Source organism: Labilibaculum sp. DW002 (assembly GCF_029029525.1).
GTDB classification, from domain to species: domain Bacteria; phylum Bacteroidota; class Bacteroidia; order Bacteroidales; family Marinifilaceae; genus Paralabilibaculum; species Paralabilibaculum antarcticum.
In genome coordinates, this window is the sequence record NZ_JAKJSC010000001.1 from 362442 (window position 1) to 385635 (window position 23194).

The 23194-nt window shown below is 36.2% G+C and carries 11 protein-coding genes; 1 reads left to right on the forward strand and 10 read right to left on the reverse strand.

Features of this window, described 5'->3' with window-relative positions; all coding sequences use genetic code 11:
• Positions 1–9 precede the first annotated feature (9 nt).
• From L3049_RS01565 to L3049_RS01585, 5 genes are all read right to left on the reverse strand, one after another.
• Positions 10–2091, reverse strand: coding sequence for a PKD domain-containing protein (locus tag L3049_RS01565; RefSeq protein ID WP_275108017.1), 2082 nt, complete (start codon positions 2089–2091; stop codon positions 10–12).
• An 18-nt stretch (positions 2092–2109) separates the two neighbouring features.
• Positions 2110–3030, reverse strand: coding sequence for a PorP/SprF family type IX secretion system membrane protein (locus L3049_RS01570; RefSeq protein WP_275108018.1), 921 nt, complete (start codon positions 3028–3030; stop codon positions 2110–2112).
• 1 nt (position 3031) lies between these two features.
• Positions 3032–11788: a T9SS type B sorting domain-containing protein gene (locus tag L3049_RS01575; protein ID WP_275108019.1), complete on the reverse strand. Its 8757-nt coding sequence runs from the start codon at positions 11786–11788 to the stop codon at positions 3032–3034.
• 379 nt (positions 11789–12167) lie between these two features.
• On the reverse strand, positions 12168–13430 hold the full coding sequence (locus tag L3049_RS01580) for an ABC transporter permease (RefSeq protein ID WP_275108020.1): 1263 nt from the start codon (positions 13428–13430) through the stop codon (positions 12168–12170).
• Between the two features lie 52 nt (positions 13431–13482).
• Positions 13483–14709, reverse strand: a complete 1227-nt coding sequence (locus L3049_RS01585; RefSeq protein WP_275108021.1) for an ABC transporter permease — start codon at positions 14707–14709, stop codon at positions 13483–13485.
• A gap of 401 nt (positions 14710–15110) precedes the next feature.
• Here L3049_RS01585 and L3049_RS01590 point away from each other — a divergent pair, with 401 nt between their 5' ends.
• Positions 15111–15752 carry a class I SAM-dependent methyltransferase gene (locus L3049_RS01590; protein ID WP_275108022.1) on the forward strand — a complete coding sequence of 214 codons (642 nt, stop codon included), beginning with the start codon at positions 15111–15113 and terminating at the stop codon, positions 15750–15752.
• A 16-nt stretch (positions 15753–15768) separates the two neighbouring features.
• Here L3049_RS01590 and L3049_RS01595 read toward each other — a convergent pair whose 3' ends face one another.
• The 5 genes from L3049_RS01595 to L3049_RS01615 form a co-directional block, all read right to left on the reverse strand.
• Positions 15769–16173 carry an acyl-CoA thioesterase gene (locus tag L3049_RS01595; RefSeq protein WP_275108023.1) on the reverse strand — a complete coding sequence of 135 codons (405 nt, stop codon included), beginning with the start codon at positions 16171–16173 and terminating at the stop codon, positions 15769–15771.
• A 115-nt stretch (positions 16174–16288) separates the two neighbouring features.
• A complete protein-coding gene (carB, locus tag L3049_RS01600; RefSeq protein WP_275108024.1) occupies positions 16289–19528 on the reverse strand; it encodes a carbamoyl-phosphate synthase (glutamine-hydrolyzing) large subunit in 3240 nt (1079 codons plus the stop codon).
• Positions 19529–19553: 25 nt separating this feature from the next.
• On the reverse strand, positions 19554–20645 hold the full coding sequence (carA, locus tag L3049_RS01605; RefSeq protein ID WP_275108025.1) for a glutamine-hydrolyzing carbamoyl-phosphate synthase small subunit: 1092 nt from the start codon (positions 20643–20645) through the stop codon (positions 19554–19556).
• A 67-nt stretch (positions 20646–20712) separates the two neighbouring features.
• Entirely contained in the window at positions 20713–22050 is a 1338-nt protein-coding gene (gene argH, locus L3049_RS01610) for an argininosuccinate lyase (RefSeq protein ID WP_275108026.1), read from the reverse strand.
• A 68-nt stretch (positions 22051–22118) separates the two neighbouring features.
• Positions 22119–23186 (reverse strand): M20 family metallo-hydrolase, encoded by a 1068-nt coding sequence (locus L3049_RS01615; protein ID WP_275108027.1) that lies wholly within the window; start codon positions 23184–23186, stop codon positions 22119–22121.
• Positions 23187–23194 lie beyond the last annotated feature (8 nt).

Consider the following 23194-nt stretch of genomic DNA (forward strand, 5'->3'; position numbering starts at 1 on the left):
TTTTGTATGTTATTCTTTGATAACGATAAATTCGACTCTTTCTGAGCTTACAGATTTCTTTTCTTCTGCTGAAATTCCATAAACTGCAGTTCTCAATCTATATTTCTCAACGCCCTCTGAAATTAAATAATCTTGTATTAAATTGGCAGAAGCACTTGCTATATCAAAATCACTACTACTTGCAACTCTTACGTGAAATCCTATTTTTAGTTCTATCATAGGATTTTTCATTATGATTTGTAATAAACGAGTTAAGATAGGATTTGCCTTTTCCTTTATAAGATTTGCTTTTTGATCTATAAAATTATAATCAAACTGCTTGGATAAGAGTTTTAATTCTTCCTCAACAAGTTGAATTTGTTCATTACTTTTCTGTTTTTCTCTATTCTCACTTTTAAGGAAAAGATCTTTTGCAGGATGACTATTTAAATCAATCTCAGATTTAACATCCTTATTTTCATCTATTAATGGAAAACTTTTTTCCTTTACAAAGGATTCAAAAAATGTTAAATTTAATTTTTTGAGGATTTTAATTCGATTGTTTGGCAATTGAACTAAAATTGCTTGCTCAACAAAAGGTTCAATTAATTGTTCCAATTTAAACGCTTTTTCACCGGTATCTTTATTGGTTTCTCCTCTCTCCGCCTTTAGTACCATCAATGCAGAAGTATTTTTAACAATTTGAACTTCTTTTTCCACACATATTTTCTTACGAAGACCATTTTCATCCTTCTCACTTAATAGGCCTAAAATAACTTTATATGTTCCTTTTTTCTCAAATATATGATTGGTCGCAATACCTTGATCTAAATTACCATCACCATAATTCCAGAAATATTGCTCAATATTAATATTTGGTAAATTTGTTTTTGTAGCTTCAAAAAGAATCTCTTTTCTTGATACTTCTATGTCCTTACTTGAGATATAAGCTTGCTCATAATCTTGAAGTTCAAATTCATATTTTGTTTGTTTCAAGAAAACTTCCCCAGTTTGTTTATCTATTATATTTAGCTCTACAACGTAATTTCCTGGACCATCGTAACAATGTTCAGCTTCTTTTCCCTTTACCTTAACGCCATCACCAAAAACCCATTCGTAATAGGTTTTAGAGGTATCAAGAGGAGTATAATATTCATCGTAGAAAAGAAAACAGTATTCATTTTCTTTAATCGTATCGCAGTTTACAAATTGTGGTATGATTGTAGAAAACTCAAAAATATTATCTCCACCATTTCGATTACTGGAAAGATAGCCACTTTCAAAATTCTTATCGGTTATAAGAGCAAAATCATCAAATTCTGTATTGATTGGCGCATTTAAATGAAGAATATCTTCCCATCTACCATATTTTTGCTGAACTGAAAACAAATCAAGTCCACCAAGACCATCATGTCCATTGGATGCAAAATATAATTCTCCAGAATCTGAAATAAAAGGGAAACTCTCACTCTTCGAAGTATTGACCTTATCTCCCAAATTTTTTGGTTTAGACCATTCTCCATTGTTTAACTCAGACACATAAATATCTAATCCACCATAGCCGCCTGGCATATCGGATGCAAAAAATAAAAGAGAACCCTCCTTATTTATAGAAGGCATAGTAATATGGTAATCTACTCCATTGTATTTAAATGCTTCAGGCTCTGACCATAAATCATCTTTAAAGTTAGAAGTGAACAAGCCTAACTTATTTCTTTCATCCTTAACATCTCTTTTTTTGCTGTTTACCACATTATTTCTTGAATAAATAATGGTCGAATCATTATTTGTAAAGCACGCTGGACCATCATTAAAATTGGTCATTAATTCTAATGATAAAAGCTTAGGCTTACTTCCTATGCTATCCCCTTTTGTAGGAACATAAAACATATTGAACAACTCTTTATCTTCGGGCGTAGAAAAAGTAACAAACAGATCTGTTCTTTGGTTAGAGCAAAAAACAAGACCTTCCTTATAATATATGGCAGAATATTCATCATCTACAGTATTGCAAAATGATGCCATATCTACTTTGTAATTTAGATTCTGACCAACCAAACAAAATGGTTTAACCAAAATATATAATAACAATGTGAGTAAAAATCTATTCATATCAATTCTATTTACAAGCTATAGATTTCTTGGACTGTGTACTTTAATGGTGTATTTAAAATCATAACGAAGCATTACCTCATGAGAACCCTTTCGATATTGATTAATCTTTGTTGAATTGAAATCTCGAACATAACCCAAACTAAACTGTCTGTTTAACTGCATTTGAAACATACCTTTATACACCTTTTGTTCGCTATCAAACGCCATTCCAACTGAATATTTATCCATATAAATCAATCTATTCATAAAAATAAAATCTGCGTTATCCGATTTTTGATATTTCAACATTATACTAGGAACGTATTTAAATTGTTGCTCTAAATCGAAAATATAATCACCAGTAAGAATATAAGTATACTTAGCGAAATCATTTTTGATCATGTATTTGTCTTTGGTAGAGTTAAATGTGTAAGAAAGCATATGTGGCAATGAGAATCCTACATGATACTTCTTTGTTGAATAATACACTCCTAAACTAACTTCTGGTATTAAATAAGTTGGTGAGTTGTTTTGAATCAAATCATCGTTAGGATCGTTCGCACGCAATTCTGCCCATGCCGAATTTAACATGATAAATCCACCTCCTAATCCAAGATTAAGAGTTCCTTCCCTCATTTTTATTTTAAAGGAATAGTCGCCAATTATACTTGTTTCACTACTTACACCTATTTGATTATTAATTACTGATAATCCCAAGCCCATATTCTGCTTTCTCATTGGAGTATGAGCTGAAAATGTTAATGTTTTAGGAGCTCCACTAAAACCAACCCACTGATTTCGGTACATTAGATTAGCTGTTAGAGCATCACCTGTGCCGGCTACTGCAGGATTAAGAGCCAAAGGATTAAAAATAAACTGATTCGTAAGAAGAGGATTCTGTCCAAATAAATAGAACGGAGCAAGAAGCCATATTATAATAACTAATGTTTTTCTCATTCTATCTCTTTATCACAATGTAACCTTTGTAAATTTTACCATCATTTAATTCTAAAACATAAAAATAGGTGTCAACAACCAAATCAGTACCATTTCGATCTTTACCATTCCAATCATTTCGATAGTCTGTAGAGGTATATACTTCTATTCCTCTTCTATCAAGAATCGTTAAACTGATATTTTCCAGATTCTCCAGGCCTCTTATTTTAAAGAATTCATTATTCTGATCGCCATTTGGAGTAATTACATTCGGTATAAATATCTTGGATACTGCTATTTTAATTTCGTCAGAATCAACACAAAAGCTATTCGTTTCTATCCATTCTAAAATATTTTCACCAATTCCTAATTCAGTCACATGTGTACTTGGTGAAAATCGGTCAGAAATAGTAGCATTTCCTTTAATAAGGAACCATTCTCCTGTTCCTATTGTTGATAGTTGAGCATTAAGTTCTGTTTTTTCAGCATATTCCAGACTTAAATCAATGCCTGCATTGGCTATCGGTTGTTTTGCAAATTCAACTGTTATATTATCCTGATCCGTGCAAATACCATTCAACTCTGTCCATGAAAACTGGTAAGTGCCATATTCATCAACCATTACTTTCGCATCGGGATCATTTTCGTTAGGTACAAAAATTACATTGCCTTGACCGTTAATTTTATTCCAACTACCTATTCCCGCACTAGATATAGCATTCAATTGAAATTCTAAGCTACAAGACTCTCCATTAGTTCCCGCATTTGCATTAGGTTGTTCATAAAAGTTAATGGTTATGTCATCAGAATTAGAGCATACTCCATTATTTTCAGTCCATGTAAACGTATAGCTACCATAAGTATCTACCACAACCTGTGCATTTGGATCATTTGAGTTTGGTGTATAGCTAGCATTCCCATTTCCAGAAGAAATAGCCCAAGTTCCTATTCCTGCACTGGCATTCGCAGATAGATTATAAGTTAAGCCACAAACATCACTACCTGAACCGGCATCTGAATTCGGTTGCAAATAAAAATTTACTATGATAATATCTGAATCACTGCATACTCCATTTGTTTCTTTCCATTCAAATTGATAAGTATCAAATCGATCTACATTAACAATTGCATTAGGATCACTTTTGTTAGGAGTAAAAGTTGCTAAACCAACACCTCCAACTTGAATCCATTCCCCAACTCCTACACTAGGAATCGCAGTCAAATTAAAGTCTAAATCGCACTCATCACCTCCCAAACCTGCATTCGCAATAGGTTGCTCATAAAGATTCACTATGATTTCATCTGTATCTGAACATGTTCCATTCGTTTCTGTCCAAGATAATTTATAAGATCCATAAAGATCAGCGCTAACAATAGCGTTCGGATCGTTTTCATTAGGTGAAAAAATCAAATTTCCTGGGCCAGAAACTTTTGTCCAAGTTCCAAGACCAACACTAGATTTTGCTGTAAGTTGATAATCCAAATCACATTCATCACCTCCAATACCAGCATCAGTATTTGGCTGCTCATAATAATTAACAGTAATTATTTCACTATCCTCGCAACCATCGTTAGATTCCGACCATTGTAGTTGGTAAGTTCCATAGGAATCAGCAGAGGCAACTGCGTTTGCAGTATTTTCATTTGGTGTGAAATTTATATTCCCTGGTCCAGTAACTTTAGTCCAAATACCTGTCCCTACACTTGGAATCGCAGACAAAGTGAAGTCAAGATCACATTCATCACCACCAGAACCTGCATTTACAACAGGACCAGAAGATATGGTAAGTATCATATTATCGACCGCTGCAACACAAGATGGATTACTTACCGTTTTGGTTAAAGTTATTACTCCGGTATCACTAATACCACGTATATAAATCGGATTTTCAATCGAATTATCGTTAAAACTTCCATCTCCACTAGTAGACCAAACTATTGATCCATTTGTTGACGTACTGCCCATAATCTGATATGATGGGCCACATAATTTATCATCTAAACCAGCATTAGAAGATGGTGCTGTATTATAATTTACAGTGATATCAGCAGTACTTAAACACGTAGCGTTGCGAATTGTCCAACGATACACATAAGTTCCATAAATATCGGCGGTGGCTATAGAATTTCCATTATTAACTGCACTAAAAATGCTAGTGCCAGGACCTGATAATTGAGACCATTCTCCAATCCCAATAAGAGGAATATTTCCATTTAAGGGATTGCTATTTAATAATTCACAATGATTCTGATCAGGACCAACTGTTGCCGTGCTTGGAGCCTCTTTATATTCTATTGTAACATCGTCAAAACTCGGAACGCAAGAGCCATTACTAATTGACCAACGATATACGTAAACTCCGTACGTGTCGGCGCTTGCAGTTGAATTTCCATTATTTGGCAAACTAAAAATTGTTGTCCCTGGACCCGAAACTTGCGTCCAATTACCAATACCAATAGTTGGAGTATTTCCGCCCAAACTCGCACTACTTAATACACCACAAATAAATTGATTTGTACCAGTTGATGCAATTGTAGGCTTGTCGTTATATGTAACTCTTATTTCTTCAAAGGTAGAACATGTTCCATTTGCAATGGTCCATCGGTAAATGTAAGTTCCGTAAGAATCAACTAAGGCAGTTGTATTCCCATTTGAAACATCTGCAAAAGTTGTTGATCCTGGGCCTGATATTTGTGACCAATTTCCAATTCCAATAACTGATGCATTACCACCTAAATTATTACTTGTGAAAGTTTCACATAAATCTTGATCCATTCCAACAGTTGCAACTGTCGGTATTTCATAATAAGTAACAGAAATATCGTCATAATTTGCAGAACAGATTCCGTTACTGATTGACCAACGATAAATATAGGTGCCGTAAGTATTTGCTGTAGCAGTAGAATTTCCATCGTTAACAGAACTAAAAACTGTCGATCCAGGTCCAGAAACCTGTGACCAAGTTCCAATTCCAACTGAAGGTGTATTTCCTCCTAAAGCATTAGAAGAAGATAAACCACAAATATCTTGATTTAATCCAACATTTGCCGCAGAAGGTTGTTCGTAAAAAGTAACAATCAGTTCTGCTGTAGATGATACACAAGGTCCACTCGTTAATGTCCATCTGTATGTGTAACTTCCATAAGTATCTGCTGTAACCGTTGCATTACCATCATTTTCATCGCTAAACACACTAGAACCAGGTCCAGAAACCTGTGACCAAGTTCCATCTCCTAAGCTTGGCGAATTACCCGCCAGAATTAAACTTGTTAAGGTTCCACATCTCTCCTGATTGCTTCCTACTGTAGCAACTTCTGAATTATCGTAGTATGTTACTGTAACATCAGCAGTTGATGAAGTACAGGTCCCATTTGTTATTGTCCATCTATAAACGTACGTTCCATAATTAGAAACTGTAGCAATGGCATCTCCTAAATTACTATTGCTAAAAGTGCTTAAGCCTGGACCTGACTCTTGATACCAAGTTCCGATACCAGCTGTTGGTGTATTTCCTCCTAAAGGTAAACTTGTTTTAACTCCACATCTTTCTTGGTCAGTTCCGACAGAAGCAATGCTTGGAGTTTCCAAAAAATTAACTGTTATTTCATCCTGATCTGAGCAAGTACCATTTACTTCCGTCCATCTCAATGTGAAAGATCCATAGGTATCTGATGTTACGGTAGCATTTGGGTCATTAGCATTTGGTGAAAAGCTTAGATTTCCTGTTCCAGATACTTTTGTCCAAGTTCCCGTTCCTACGCTTTGTGTTGCTGACAAATTAAAGTCAAAATCACATTCATCACCTCCAGAACCAGCATTAGCGATTGGCTGCTCATAAAAATTAACTGTTATTTCATCCTGATCTGAGCATGTTCCATTTACTTCTGTCCATCTTAATGTGAAGGATCCATAGGCATCGGATGTTACGGTAGCGTTTGAATTATTAGCATTTGGTGAAAAGCTAAGATTACCAGTGCCTGAGATTTTTGTCCAAGCTCCCGTTCCTACGCTTGGAGTTGCAGATAAAGTAATATTTAAATCACATTCATCACCTCCAGAACCAGCATTAGCAATAGGCTGCTCATAAAAATTAATTGTTATTTCATCCTGATCTGAGCAAGTACCATTTACTTCTGTCCATCTTAATGTGAAAGATCCATAGGTATCTGATGTTACAGTAGGGTTTGGATCATTAGCATTTGGTGAAAAGCTTAGACTTCCTGTTCCTGAGATTTTTGTCCAAGTTCCTGTTCCAACACTTGGCGTTGCAGACAAAGTAATATTTAAATCACATTCATCACCTCCAGAACCAGCATTAGCAATAGGTTGCTCATAAAAAATAACTGTTATTTCATCCTGATCTGAACAAGTACCATTTACTTCTGTCCATCTTAATGTGAAGGATCCATAGGTATCTGATGTTAGAGTAGCGTTTGCATCATTTGCATTAGGTGAAAAGCTAAGATTTCCTGTGCCTGAGATTTTTGTCCAAGTTCCTGTTCCAACACTTGGCGTTGCAGATAAAGTAATATTTAAATCACATTCATCACCTCCAGAACCAGCATTAGCAATAGGCTGCTCATAAAAATTAACTGTTATTTCATCCTGGTCTGAGCAAGTTCCATTTACTTCCGTCCATCTTAATGTGAAAGTTCCATAGGAATCGGATGTTACGGTAGCGTTTGGATCATTAGCATTTGGTGAAAAACTTAGATTTCCTGTGCCTGATACTTTTGACCAAGTTCCTGTTCCTACGCTTTGTGTTGCTGACAAATTAAAGTCAAGATCACACTCATCTCCTCCTGAGCCAGCATTAGCGATAGGCTGCTCATAAAAATTAACTATTATTTCATCCTGGTCTGAGCAAATACCATTTACTTCCGTCCATCTTAACGTGAAGGAACCATAGGTATCTGATGTTACAATAGCGTTTGAATCATTAGCATTTGGTGAAAAACTTAGATTTCCTGTACCTGATACTTTCGTCCAGTTTCCTGTTCCAACACTTGGCGTTGCAGATAAAGTGAAATTTAAATCACACTCACTTCCTCCTGAGCCAGCATTAGCAATAGGCTGTTCTTGGAAATCTATAGTAAGTTCCGCAGAAGAAGACACACATGGTCCATTTGTTAATGTCCATCTGTACTGATAGCTACCATAGGTATCAACTGTAACGGTTGAATTTCCATTATTTGCATCACTAAATACACTTGAACCTGGGCCTGATAATTGTGACCAAGTTCCAATCCCAACACTTGGAGCATTTCCTCCAAGAATCAAACTAGTTAACGTTCCACATCTTTCCTGATCACTTCCAACAGTTGCAGCATCAGAGTCCTCATAATAAGTTATCGTTACATCGGCACTTGATGAAGTACAAGTGCCATTCGTAATTGTCCATCTGTAAACGTATGTTCCATAATTAGAAACAGTAGCAATTGCATTAGCTAAATTATCATCACTAAAAGTGCTTAATCCTGGGCCCGATTCTTGAGACCAAGTTCCAACACCAATTGTAGCTACATTTCCCCCTAAAGCAAGGCTTGTTTTTACCCCACATCTATCTTGATCGGCTCCAACACTTGCTACTGTTGGGGTTTCATAGTAATTTACAGTTACATCAGCAGTAGTTGAAGAACACGTTCCATTACTGATTGTCCAACGATATACATAAATTCCAAATTGAGTTGGTTTAGCGGTTGCGTTACCTAGATTCACATCGCTAAATGTTGTTGACCCTGGACCAGAAACCTGAGACCAAGTACCTATCATTGGCGAAGTTGGATCATTACCTCCTAGGGATGCGCTCTGAGTTGTAAGGATATCAGAACTACAAATATTTTGATCTGTTCCAACCGTTGCAGGAGCAGGTGATTCTAAAAAGTTAACACTTATATCCGCAGTTGAAGATGTACAAGTTCCATTACTGATCGTCCAACGATATACATAGTTTCCATACTGCGTAACGGTAGCTGTTGAATTTCCTAAAAGATCATTACTAAATATCGTTGTTCCTGAACCAGATACTTGTGACCATACTCCACTGCCTACTGTTGGTGTATTTCCACCTAAACTGGCACTTGTTAATACTGCGCAATATTCTTGATCAGCACCAGTACTTGCTATCGATGGTGTTTGATAATAATTTAAAGTTACATCAGCAGTAGTTGAAGCACACGTTCCATTACTAATTGTCCACCTGTACACATACACACCAAATTGATCAGGTTTAGCTGTAGAACTTCCTGAATTTGAATTACTGAATGTTGTTGATCCTGGTCCAGAAACCTGAGACCAAGTACCTGTCATTGGCAAAGTTGGATCATTACCTCCTAAGGATGCGCTCTGCGCTGTAAGAATATCAGAACTACAAATATCTTGATCTGCTCCAACTGTCGCGAGAACTGGTGATTCAAAAAAGTTAACTGTAACATCCGCAGTAGTTGGTGTACAGGTTCCATTACTTATCGTCCAGCGATAAACATAAGTTCCAAATTGAGTTGGTTTAGCTGTTGCGTTACCTAGATTAACATCGCTAAATGTTGTTGATCCTGGACCAGAGAACTGAGACCAAGTACCTATCATTGGCAATATTGGCGTATTTCCCCCTAAGGATGTACTTTGAATTGTAAGAATATCCGTAGCACAAATATTTTGTTCTGAACCAACTGTTGCTGATATTGGAGATTCATAAAAATTTACGATAATATCAGCAGTTGTCGATGCACAAACTCCATTACTTATTGTCCAACGATAAACATAGGTACCATATTGAGTTACCGTAGCTGTTGAAGTTCCTAAAATGCTATTATTAAATATTGTTGTGCCAGAGCCAGATACTTGTGTCCACAATCCACTTCCAGAGCTTGGTGTATTTCCATCTAGGCTCGTACTTGTTAAAACACCGCAATTATCTTGATCTGTTCCTACACTTGCTGTTGTAGGTGGCTCTTCGTAATTCACAGTAACATCTGCCGAACTTGATGCACAGGTTCCATTACTTATTGTCCAGCGGTATACGTAAGTGCCATAGTCACTAGCAGTAGCGGTCGAACTACCTGAATTAGGCGCACTAAAAGTACTTGTGCCCGTTCCAGAGAACTGTGTCCAAGTTCCTGTTCCTATGCTTGGATTATTTCCTCCTAGACTAGTACTTATTTTGTCACAATTGTCTTGATTTAGTCCTACGCTTGCAACATCTGGAGTTTCATAATAATTTACTGTAATATCAGCAAAACTTGAGCAGGCTCCATTTACTATAGTCCATCGATATACATATGAACCATATTGGGTAGCTGTGGCAGTAGAACTACCAGAATTTTCATCTCCAAAAATTGTTGAACCTGGACCAGATATTTGACTCCATGTGCCAACACCTACAACAGGAGTATTTCCACCAAAACCAGAACTAAGAAGGCCTCCACATACATTACGTGTTCCTCCAACCGTAGCGGTAGTAGGTGCAGCAATGAAACTTACATTTACATCAGCTGTTTTAACAATACATGGTCCGTTGCTTATAGTCCATCTGTACACGTAATCTCCTACTGCATCAACAGTTGCGGTTGATGTTCCTAAATTTGCATCACTAAAAATTGTTGTACCCGGGCCTGAAACTTGTGACCAAGTTCCTATACCTATATCTGGAACATTACCTCCAAGCGCTTCACTAACAAATGTACCGCATGAATTCTGTGCAGAACCAACACTTGCATCGGATGGCGTTTCAAAAAAGTTAACAACTAATGTATCTATTGAATAACAGGAGCCATTAGATACCTCTAAATTAAACACATATCTTCCATAACTGGAAACTCCTACATTAGAAACAAATCCTGTTGGAGAAGCTATTATTGCCATTCCTGGGCCCGATTTTATAGACCACAAACGATCTCCAACACTAGGATTTTTAATCGAAATTGTTGTAAGGAGACCACAAATATCCTTATCATCTTCAGGCGACGCGAAAGTAGGAGTTGAAAAGTCAACATTAATCTTATCTGAACTCTCGCAAGTTCCATTAGTGACTGTCCAAGTAAATTCATAAATACCGGTATCATCGACAGAAACTGTGGCATTTGGTGTAAATTCATTTGGTGCGAAAGTAGCATTTCCTGAACCTCCTGTTTTAGTCCATGTACCTGCACCAACACTTGGGCTTACTGCAGAAAGAAGATAATCGTAACCACACTGATCGCCACCAGTTCCTGCATCAGCAATCACATCAGCACATGCGCCAGATGAACAAATTTGAAAATCACCTGTTATATTTCCTTGATCATATACTCTAATATAAAGGATTTCACCAGCAGTTCTACCCGTAAAGCTTCCAGATGTTAATGCAAAAGCTGGATTTACCGATTCAAAACAGCCTATTTCTGTTAAATTGTCACATGTCCCCTGATAAACGGTAAAATTCACTTTATTTAACCAATCTGTTGTTCTTAAAGTAAATGCTTCAATCGTAATTTCTCCAGAACTTGGAACAATTGCTGTAAACCATACATCTGCTCCTGAATAACTGCCACAAGACGGAACATCAACTCCACTATCACTAGCATCTATATTAGAATAGGTTGCATATGTGCAGGTTAAGTTGGTTGTTATAGGTGTTGCACTACATGGATTATCGTTCGAAGGAGGTGCCGGAAAACTGGCTATATATGGCGCTGAAGTATCAAATATTGATGTATCATGAGCAGAAAGTTTACCTATTCCCACTATCATACCAACAGCAAATAATAAAAAAATAACTACTAAAAGTAGATGTCTTTTCATAAATTAATTATTTGAATTAATCACAAGTAACTATAAATAATAATTAAGCAAAATCAAAGATATGCATAATACCCTTGATTTCACTTATCATTATTATAATAATAAGGTCAATTTACAATCCAATATATTTTACAGTCCCAACCCGAATAAGTTAAGTGTAGAATAATAAATACGAGATAAGAACAATTTTGTTCCTTTCTAAAAATAGCATATTCTACAGATAAAATAATTGATCATTAAAAATAAAGAAAAGAATGAGAAGTACAAGCTATTAAATGATCTCTAATGGTAAAGTTTGCAGGTTATAAATTGCAATGAAAAAAGAGATTTTAAATTATAGCGTTTTATTCTGAACTAATTACCTGAGAAGGGCATCCATTTACTCATCCCTAATCGCCTCAATAGGACGAACTTCCATTGCTCTTTTTGCAGGTATAACTCCAGCAAACAAACCTGCAAAAATCAAAATAGTTAAAGCAATCATGGCAATAGAGAAATCGACTTCAGGATTGGTAAACATGGAATTATCTCCCCCACCATTTTCTATTGCTTTATTGATCAGCTCAAGAATTACCACACCGAAAACTAAACCAAACCATCCAGCAATAGCTGTTAGTACAACTGATTCAGTAATTACTGAACTGATAATCATTGAAGGTGATGCACCAATGGCTCTTTGAATACCAATTTCTTTGGTTCGTTTTTTTACAATGAACAACATGATATTACTCACCCCTATAATACCGGCCATTAATGTTCCAATACCAACAATCCAGATTAGACCAGAAATTCCCATAAAGAGTTGATTGATTTTAATAAATTCTTTCTCAACATTATGAGACCCAAAAGCCCTCGTATCTTCAGGGTGTATTGTATGGCGCCTTCTTAGCAGTGATTTAACTTTTTCTTCAACGTAAGTTGCTGTGTATTCTTCTTTTGAGGTAATTGAATAATGCCCTACAATAGTTCCGTAATTATAGGTTTTTTGAAGGGTGGTAAAAGGAATAAATACGCATTGATCTTGCCATTCGCCCCAACCTTGATTGTGCATCGATTTATAAGTTCCCACAACTTGAAAATATACTCCGTGAATTTTAATGTATTCCCCTATTGGTTCCTCGCCCTCTTCAAATAAAACTTCTACAACGCGTTTTCCTATTACTGCAATTTTTCTACTTTCATTTATATCCACTTGATTTAAAAATCGTCCTTTAATCATGGTCACTGGATCAATCTTATTCACATCAGGCACATCACCCAGAATACTAAAAGCACCAGTTTTATCTTTTCTAATTACATTATTATTGGCATTTCCACCTCTGGCTTCTATACGTGGAGCTATAAGTTTAATTTCGGGCACATTATCAATAATAGCTTTGGTATCTTCATTGGTAAAGTTATAGCGTCTACCCTGCTTAAATCCTTTATATGGTTTACTTGTTGGCTGTGTCCAGATAAAAACAGAATTAGTAGCAAAATCGCCCATACCATAATACACGCCATTTTCCAGACCTTTACCTGATCCTAGCATAATAATGAGCATGAAAATACCCCAAAAAACACCAAAAGCAGTAAGAAAGGTTCTTAGCTTATTACTCTTCAAGGCCATATATACTTCGGTCCATCTATCTTTATCAAACATGATATTATATTTTCATTAGTATTTTTATTATTTTCAAAAAAGCAAGTACCTATTATTCATCCGACAAAGCTTCTATCGGCCTCACGCTAGCTGCTTTCCATGCTGGAAAGAAACCTGCCAAAAGACCCGCAAACACGAGCACTGCAGTAGCAGTTAAGCCAACATCCAAATCCACCGACGGGTTCATAAAGAATTCGATTTGTGTATGAGGTGCTAAAAGTTCCAAGAGAATGACTCCCATAGCTAAACCCACATACCCAGCAACACTTGTGATAAGCACCGATTCAAACAAAACAAGTCCAATTATTGAACTAGGACTTGCTCCCAAGGCTTTCCGAATTCCTATTTCTCTTGTTCTTTCCCGTACAACAATAATCATGATATTACTAACACCAACAATACCGGCGATAATCGTGCCTAACCCTATAACCCATACGAACAGTCGAATACCTGCAAACAAAGACATAGTTCGCTGATAATTTTCCATATTGTTATTGATGAACATAGCCCGCTTGTCTTTGGGATCGAATTTATGTCGGGCAGCAAAGGTGTTTTTTAGATGTTTTTCCATATGCTTCAATTCTTCAATATCATGAGTTTGAGTTGTGAAGGACATATTGGAAATTCGATTGGCTCCATCGAATACACGTTGGGCCGTTGAGATAGGTATATAAACACGCTGAAGATCTCTTTCTGAATGGTCGGTGAATGTTCCAATCACCTGAAAAGGAATATTGTTGATTTTAACATACTTACCTACAGGCTCCTCTTTTTCAAATAGCGCATCCTCTACAACAGTAGAAATAGAAACAACTTTTCGGTATTGCTTGACATCAATTTCATTTAGGAATCGACCTTTTAAGCTAGTCGTGTTTTCAAGAGTTTCGGTATCAGGATGAACAGCAACAATGGAATAATTAACGAATTCAGTTTTGTAGGTTATCAGGTTGTTTCCTCGAATGGTAAAGCGAGAACTAATTTTGTCAACATCCAAACCAGATTGTTTAGTTCGTGAATAATCTTCGTTGGTAAATTGAATACGTCTTCCGGGTTGCATACCATCATAGGCCATGCTGGTTTGCCCGCTATAGAGCCAAAGACTGTTTTCGGCGTCAGCTTTAAACTGATTCACGACACCATTTTGCAAACCGTTACCTGAACCCAAAAGAATGATGAGCATAAAAATTCCCCAGGATACACTAAAGCCTGTTAATATAGTACGCAGTTTGTTCTTTCGGATGGTTTCATAAATCTCTTGCCACTTATCAAGATCGATCATGCTGTTTTATTTAGAATTACACAACTAATGTATAGGACGCACGAAGCAGTCTTTACGTTACAATTGTGGTATCCTAAAATTTGGAAGGTATAATAGCGGTGGGTTTTCTAATTACAATATAAAGAAAGAATTTTAAGAAATCAAGAGCTCAATCATTTAATACTAATCGATTTTATTATTTATGAAAACTTAAACAAGGGATTTTCAACAAGTTGAGAATTAATCTTATTTAACTTTCCTTAGGAGCTCTTAACCATGCTATAAACTATCTTTACAATATAAAGTAGAATAAATAAGTAGTTTTTTATAGTAGATTGAGATTAAGGTTAAATTTTAGGGTAATGGGTCAGGTGGTTTCTGATCCATTTTTTTTGTACAAAATTCTATGATACCTTTACTTTATGGATGCTACTCAACTAAACCACATCTACAAAACAATCCCTGAGGATAAAATTCCTTGGGTAATGGATCATCTTCCTAACTGTCTATTAGAGGTGCTGAATAAGCAAGATATAAAAGCTTGTAAAATAGCTGATTTAGGATGTGGAATTGGAACTTATAGTTTATACTTGGCTAGGCTTGGCTTTGATATATTTGGTATTGATTACTCTGAAGTAGCCATAGAAAAGGCCAAACAAATCTTTAAATTGAATCAGATGAAAGGTGAATTTATCACTCTTGACCTGACTCAAAAAACAGAACGTATTTTACCTGTTTCTGATTTTGCTTTCGACTACGAAGTACTACATCATATCTTTCCAAAAGATAGAGTTCAATATTTTAAAAATGTCTTTGATTTATTATCAGACAATGGCATGTATCTATCCGTTTGCTTTAGCGAGGATGATAAATGTTTTGGTGGAGAGGGTAAATTTCGCAAAACACCACTTGGAACAACATTATATTTTTCCAACGAAAATGAAATCAGACAATTAAGCTCTCCTTTATTTGAAATATTAGAATTGAAAACCATTGATATTCCAGGGAAACGCGATTCTCACAAAGCAATCTATTGTTTGATGCAAAAAAAATCCACAACCTAAGGTCGTGGATTATATTTTAAACCAGATACTGAGCAAAAAGCTCGTCGAAAACTTCCCCTTTCGACAATCGCCCATTTACCAAACAAATGGTGTATACTTTTCCTTTTGCACAAAGCTTATTATCTGAGATACGATAAATGTCTTCATGAAATATAAGTTTTGGCCCATCCCTATCAATATTCAATTTCACAAGAAACTCATCACCTGAACTAAGCGAAGTTTTAAAGTCAATTTCAACACGAGCTACCATAGCATCAAGCCCTTGCTCATGCAAAAGTTTAAAATTACTTCCTGCAGATTCTAAAAACTCATGACGCGCATGCTCCAAATAATTCTGATAAACTGAATTATTAACAACACCCTGTAAGTCACACTCATAATCGCGAACCTTCAGCTTTAATTCGTAAATATAATTTTTCATATTCTTATTTTAATCAATGGTAAAGCTATAAACTATTTGAAAAATGACCCCATCTATAAACGAAAAAACAGAGCCGAATTATAAATCCGACTCTGTTAATATAAATTTGAACAATTTAAAAATCTGTTTTGCCCTCAACATAATCGCTAAAGCTATCAATTCCTAAATCGTCTATAGATTTTTTACAGAAAGAATAAATAAAGGCACTAGCCAATCTTGCATTGGTAACCAAAGGTACATTTAAGTCAATCGCAGTTCTTCTGATTGAATAATCGTTATTCAGCTCCGTTTTGCTTAAGTTCTTTGGTATGTTAATTACCAAATCAACTTTATGTTCTTTTATCAAACTTTGAGCTGTAATTTCAACATCTTCATCAGGCCAACCTACACTTTCGATGGTAACACCGTTCTCTTCCAAGAATTTTGCAGTACCTCTAGTTCCATACAATTTATGCCCTCTTTCTTCAAGCATTTTTGCACTTTTTAAAAGCTCTATTTTCGAGCGAATAGGTCCGCTACTAATCAAAACACTCTTCTTCGGAATTCGATAACCCACTGACAACATTGACTTTAGTATCGCATCGTAATAATCTGGTCCAATACAACCAACTTCACCTGTCGAAGCCATATCTACACCCAAAATAGGGTCGGCTTTTGACAGTCTCGAGAAGGAGAACTGTGAGGCTTTCACACCAATATTTTCTAATTCAAACATAGATGGCATTTGCGTAGGAATTGGTCCATCTAACATTGCTGTAGCAGCCAGCTCTACAAAATTGTAATCCATTACTTTGGATACAAAAGGAAAACTTCGACTAGCTCTTACATTACATTCGATCACTTTTATATCATTATCCTTTGCCAGAAGTTGCATGTTAAATGGCCCAGTGATATTCAATGAATTGGCAATTTCACTTGCAATCTTTCTGATACGTCGAATTGTTTCAAAATACAGTTTCTGCGGAGGGAATACCAAGGTCGCATCTCCTGAGTGAACACCTGCAAATTCAACATGTTCAGAGATTGCATCTATCAGAATTTCACCATTTTTAGCGACCCCATCAAACTCAATTTCCTTGGCTTGCTGAATAAATTCACTCACCACGACAGGATATTGTTTAGACACCTGTGTCGCCAAATTCAAGAAATGTTCCAACTCATTTTTATTAGACACCACATTCATAGCGGCACCTGAAAGCACGTAACTTGGACGAATCAAAACAGGGAAGTCTACTTCATCGATAAAGGTATGAATGGCTTCAATACTACTCAATTCTGCCCAACGTGGCTGATCTACTCCCAAATCATCAAGCATTGCAGAGAAAGTCTTTCTATTTTCAGCTCTGTCAATACTCTCTGGAGATGTTCCGAGAACCTTGACTTCAGACTTATGCAATCTCATAGAGAGGTTATTAGGAATTTGACCTCCCACCGATACAATTACGCCTTTAGGTTGTTCCAAATCAATTATATCAAGGACTCTTTCAAAAGATAGTTCATCAAAGTATAATCGATCACAAACATCATAGTCTGTACTTACCGTTTCCGGATTGTAATTGATCATAACTGAACGGTAACCTTCTTTCTTCACACCACTTAAAGCATTTACACTACACCAGTCGAATTCCACGCTGGAGCCAATACGATATGCACCAGAACCAAGAACGATAACTGACTTATTGTCATTCTCATAAACCAAGTCATCTTCACTTCCACTATAAGTTAAATAAAGGTAGTTGGTTTGAGCAGGATATTCGGCTGCAAGCGTATCAATTTGCTTTACAACCGGAGTAATTCCAAGTTTTTTACGTGTATTCCTTACCTGTAAAAGCTCAGATTCCATATTTCCACTTTCAGGTTTTAGAACAAAACGAGCGATCTGAAAATCAGAAAATCCATACACTTTTGAATCTTTAAGTAATGCATCAGGTAATTCCTGTAAGTTGTTATATTTCTGAAGATCCCATTTCAATTTTGTGATGTGCTCTAGCTTGCTTAGAAACCACTTATCGATCTTCGTAAGATCATGTATTTTATCAATAGAATATCCTTTTTCGAAAGCCTGAGCAACAGCAAATATTCTCATATCTGTAGGGTTAGCCAATTCTTTATCAACATCCTCAAACTTAGAATGGACATTCCCCACAAAACCATGCATGCCCTGCCCGATCATTCTCAGACCTTTTTGAATAGCTTCCTCAAAGTTTCGACCAATGGCCATCACTTCTCCAACCGACTTCATGCTTGAACCAATCTCCTTGGTCACGCCTTCGAATTTATTCAAATCCCAACGCGGAATTTTACATACCACATAATCGAGAGCTGGCTCAAAACAAGCTGTAGTTGTCTTGGTTACAGCATTCTTTAGATCTTGCAATGCATAACCCAATCCTAATTTTGCTGCTACAAAAGCTAGTGGGTAACCTGTTGCTTTAGAGGCTAATGCTGAAGATCTAGATAGACGAGCATTCACCTCAATCACACGATAATCCTCTGAATTTGGATCGAGTGCGTATTGAACGTTACACTCTCCAACCACGCCCATATGGCGGATAATCTTAAGAGCGAGTGATCTTAACTTGTGGTATTCCGAGTTCGTAAGAGTTTGCGATGGCGCAATTACGATACTTTCACCCGTATGGATTCCAAGCGGATCAAAATTCTCCATATTACATACCGTAATACAGTTGTCGTAAGCATCACGAACAACCTCGTATTCTACCTCTTTCCAACCTTTCAGAGACTCTTCAATTAATATTTGAGATGAATAGGACAAAGCATTTTCTGCTAAGCTTCTTAGCTCATCCATATTATTACAGAAACCTGAACCTTGTCCACCTAATGTGAAGGCTGCACGAACAATGATTGGGAAACCAAGTTCTTCTGCTGCTTCCAAAGCCGCATCAATCGACCCTACAGCCATACTGTTTGGCGTTTTTACGTCAATCTTGCGAAGTTCATTAGCAAATATTTCCCTATCTTCTGTTTTAATGATTGTCTCGATAGGTGTTCCAAGTACTTTTAGATTATATTTTTCAAGAGTTCCTGCATTGAAAAGCTCAATACCACAATTCAGTGCAGTTTGTCCACCAAATGCTAAAAGAATACCATCCGGCTTCTCTTTTAGGATCACTTGTTCTACAAAATGAGGCGTAACAGGTAGAAAGTAGATTTCATCTGCAATACCTTTTGATGTTTGTACGGTTGCAATATTGGGATTTATTAGTACAGTTTTGATCCCTTCTTCCTTCATGGCCTTTAAAGCCTGAGAACCTGAGTAATCAAACTCACCCGCTTCACCAATCTTAAGTGCTCCGGAACCTAATACTAATACCTTCTTTATATCTTGCTTCATTTTATATGCGAATTAAAGGGCTAAACTATTTTTTATTGCTTTTAAAATCTTCAATCATTTCTATGAAATCATCGAATAAGAATTCCGTATCAGTTGGTCCACTTGAAGCCTCAGGGTGAAACTGTGATGAGAAGAAAGGTTTGCTAGCATGCTTAATCCCTTCGCAAGTATCATCATTTGCATTTACAAATAATGGCTCCCATTCATTTGGCAATGTGTCCATATTAATTGCATAACCATGATTTTGTGAGGTAATGAAACAACGCTTGCTGCCTTTCAAAACAACTGGTTGGTTGTGACTTCTGTGACCATACTTCAATTTGTAAGTGTCAGCGCCAGCTGCTAAAGCCATCAATTGTGTACCCAAACAAATACCCATTATTGGTGTATCTTTTTCGAAAACAGATTTAAGGTTAGCGATCGCTTTCACATTTTGCTTTGGATCTCCAGGACCGTTCGATATAAATAGCCCATCATATTCTTCGTTCGTGAAATCATAATCGTGAGGAACACGAATTACTGTTGTATCGCGCTTCAACAAACAACGAATAATGTTGTTTTTCACACCACAATCAAGCAATAATACTTTGTGTTTTCCATCTCCATAAACAATCTTTTCCGATGTGCTTACCTGCGCAACAAGGTTTTCAAGATTTGGATCCTTCCATTCTGGCTCTACATCTTCAAAAACAATTTTTGCAAGCATACTTCCTTGTTCACGAAGCTTCTTAGTTAATGCTCTTGTATCCACACCATAAATACCTGGTATTTTATGCTCTTTCATCCAATCACCTAAACTAAGGCTTGCATTCCAATGACTAAATTCCTCGGTGTAATCAGAAACAATAAAAGCCGACACTTGAATTTTTTCAGACTCGTAAAAACGAAACAAATCATCCTCTTGAAGTGTTCCTGGAACGCCATAATTCCCAATCAAAGGGAAAGTACTCACTAAAATCTGTCCTCGGTAAGAAGGATCAGTTAAGCTTTCAGGATAACCTGTCATAGCGGTGTTAAATACCATCTCCCCTGCAATGGATTCCTGATAACCAAAAGATGTACCGGTGTACTCCGATCCATCCTGTAAAATCAATTTAGCTTTTGTCTTCACTGACATAAAAGTTCTATAAAATGGTTTATAATTAGTTTTTTATATTGTATTAGAACAGAATTAATGGCTGCTCTTATATTCTATTTAATAAATTCATGTAGGCTTCTTTCGTTTTGTTGAAATTAAAACCAATGAATATATCATTCATCTTATCAACGATCTTATCGTTACACAAGTTCCCAATACTTCCTTCATGAACATGTTTCACTTTTCCATCGTATTCAAAATTACCTTCTTCAACAATTTGCCCAATCTTCTTATAAGCATCTCGGAAAGGAATGCCATCAAGTACCATTTGGTTTACCTCTTCCACAGTAAACATGTATTTGTAACGCTCGTCTTTAATAACTTCTTTATTGATTTTCACATTAGATAACATGACTCTAGTCATTTCAATACAAGCAATCATTTTATCAAAGGCTGGCATAAAAAATTCCTTTGTCAACTGATAATCTCTATGATATCCAGATGGTAGGTTAGATGTTACAGCTTGAATTTGAGCAGGCAACATCTGCAATGCGTTTGCATGAGCACGAATCAATTCAAAAACATCAGGATTCTTTTTATGTGGCATAATGCTACTACCTGTCGTTAATTCATCAGGAAAGCTTAAGAAATTAAAGTTTTGACTGTTGTACAAACATGCATCCATAGCTAATTTGGCAATTGTCATCGCCATATTTGCTAATGCCGAAAGAACTGTAAATTCCATTTTGCCACGACCCATTTGGGCATAAACAACATTATAGCTCAAATCTCTAAAGCCTAATAAGTCGGTTGTCATTTGTCTATCTAGTGGGAAAGATGAACCATAACCAGCTCCAGACCCTAAAGGATTCTGATTAACAACCTTGTAAGCTGCTTGAAGAACCATCATATCATCCGATAAGCTTTCTGCATAAGAACCAAACCATAAACCAAATGAAGATGGCATTGCTACTTGAAGGTGTGTATAACCAGGTATTAAAACATTCTTATTTTTGTTACTTTTTGCGATCAACTCATCAAATAGAAGTCTTCCTTCTCGTACTATTTCTTCTAGTTTATTTCTTGTAAATAGTTTCAAATCTAAAAGAACTTGATCATTTCTAGATCTTCCACTGTGTATCTTTTTTCCTATATCCCCTAAGGTTTCTGTAAGTTGATATTCTATCTGAGAATGAACATCTTCAATACCATCTTCGATTACGAAAGCATCATTTTTTATTGAAGAATAGATTTTGCGCAATTCTTCTTGAATCATTTTCAGTTCTTTCTTCTCTAATAATCCAATAGATTCAAGCATTTCAATGTGTGCAAGTGAACCTAAAACATCAAATGCTGCAAGTTGCAAATCCAATTCTCTATCCATACCGACAGTGAATTGTTCAATTTTCTTATCAACCTTTACGCCTTTGTCCCAAAGTTTCATAGTATTTCTTTTTATAGGTGCTAGTGTATGTTATTGTTTAATCCGTTTTGCCTTTTTCGATCAGAAATCTAATCGAGTTTCAAACCATCCAACAAGTTATAATATTTTTCGATTCCATCTCCAATTTCATTTATGTAGATGAACTCATCGGCAGTATGAGAACGTGCAGAATCTCCAGGGCCTAATTTTACTGTTGGAAATCCTTTCATTATCGCCTGATCTGAAGTTGTTGGTGATCCATAATATTTCATTCCTAAGTTCAATCCATTCTGTATTAATGGGTGATCCATAGGAATCCCAGATGAATTCATTCTGAAAGAACGAGCAGAAACTTTACTTTCCAATTTCTCTTTGATGATTGCGAATGCTTTTTCGTTCGTATAGTACTCGTTTGTACGTACATCAACAACAAACTTACACGATGATGGAACAACATTGTGCTGTGTTCCTGCATTAATTTGAGTTACAGACATTTTAACTGCTCCTAATACCTCCGACTCTAAAGCAAACTTGTATGAATGAAGCCATTCAATATCTTTAATCGCGATATTAATTGCGTTAACACCTTCATTTCTTGCTGCATGACCAGGAACCCCTATCGCATCGCAATCCAATACCATCAAACCTTTTTCAGCAATTGCCATCTCCATTAAAGTAGGTTCTCCAACAATTCCCACATCAATTCGACCAATTTCATCCTGAATTAATTCAAAACCTCCAGTACCTGAAATCTCTTCTTCTGCAGATGCAACAAAAACTCTATTGTATGCTTGATCTGAGCCTTCTAAAGCTAAAAAAGAAGCAAAAAGAGAAACTAAGCATCCTCCTGCATCATTACTACCAAGCCCATATAATTTTCCATCTTCAATACATGGATCAAGTGGGTTTTTAGTATATTTTTCGGAAGGTTTAACGGTATCTAAATGAGAATTTAGCAATAGAACAGGCTTTGTTGAATCAAAATCCTTATTATAAGCCCAAACGTTATTTCCTTTACGATGAACCTTATATCCGAAAGAATTCAATTTCCCTTCCATTACATCAGCAACCTGATCCTCCTCTTTACTAAAAGATTGAATGGAAATTAATTCCTTGAGTGTACTTAAAGCTATTTCTGTATATTTTTCAAAATTCATATCTTCAG

What these genes read in the sequence shown, in the direction of transcription:
- L3049_RS01565 (WP_275108017.1), bottom strand. Translation starts at nt 2,091, where the DNA reads ATGAATAGATTTTTACTCACATTGTTATTATATATTTTGGTTAAACCA.
- L3049_RS01570 (WP_275108018.1), bottom strand. Translation starts at nt 3,030, where the DNA reads ATGAGAAAAACATTAGTTATTATAATATGGCTTCTTGCTCCGTTCTAT.
- L3049_RS01575 (WP_275108019.1), bottom strand. Translation starts at nt 11,788, where the DNA reads ATGAAAAGACATCTACTTTTAGTAGTTATTTTTTTATTATTTGCTGTT.
- L3049_RS01580 (WP_275108020.1), bottom strand. Translation starts at nt 13,430, where the DNA reads ATGTTTGATAAAGATAGATGGACCGAAGTATATATGGCCTTGAAGAGT.
- L3049_RS01585 (WP_275108021.1), bottom strand. Translation starts at nt 14,709, where the DNA reads ATGATCGATCTTGATAAGTGGCAAGAGATTTATGAAACCATCCGAAAG.
- L3049_RS01590 (WP_275108022.1), top strand. Translation starts at nt 15,111, where the DNA reads ATGGATGCTACTCAACTAAACCACATCTACAAAACAATCCCTGAGGAT.
- L3049_RS01595 (WP_275108023.1), bottom strand. Translation starts at nt 16,173, where the DNA reads ATGAAAAATTATATTTACGAATTAAAGCTGAAGGTTCGCGATTATGAG.
- carB (WP_275108024.1), bottom strand. Translation starts at nt 19,528, where the DNA reads ATGAAGCAAGATATAAAGAAGGTATTAGTATTAGGTTCCGGAGCACTT.
- carA (WP_275108025.1), bottom strand. Translation starts at nt 20,645, where the DNA reads ATGTCAGTGAAGACAAAAGCTAAATTGATTTTACAGGATGGATCGGAG.
- argH (WP_275108026.1), bottom strand. Translation starts at nt 22,050, where the DNA reads ATGAAACTTTGGGACAAAGGCGTAAAGGTTGATAAGAAAATTGAACAA.
- L3049_RS01615 (WP_275108027.1), bottom strand. Translation starts at nt 23,186, where the DNA reads ATGAATTTTGAAAAATATACAGAAATAGCTTTAAGTACACTCAAGGAA.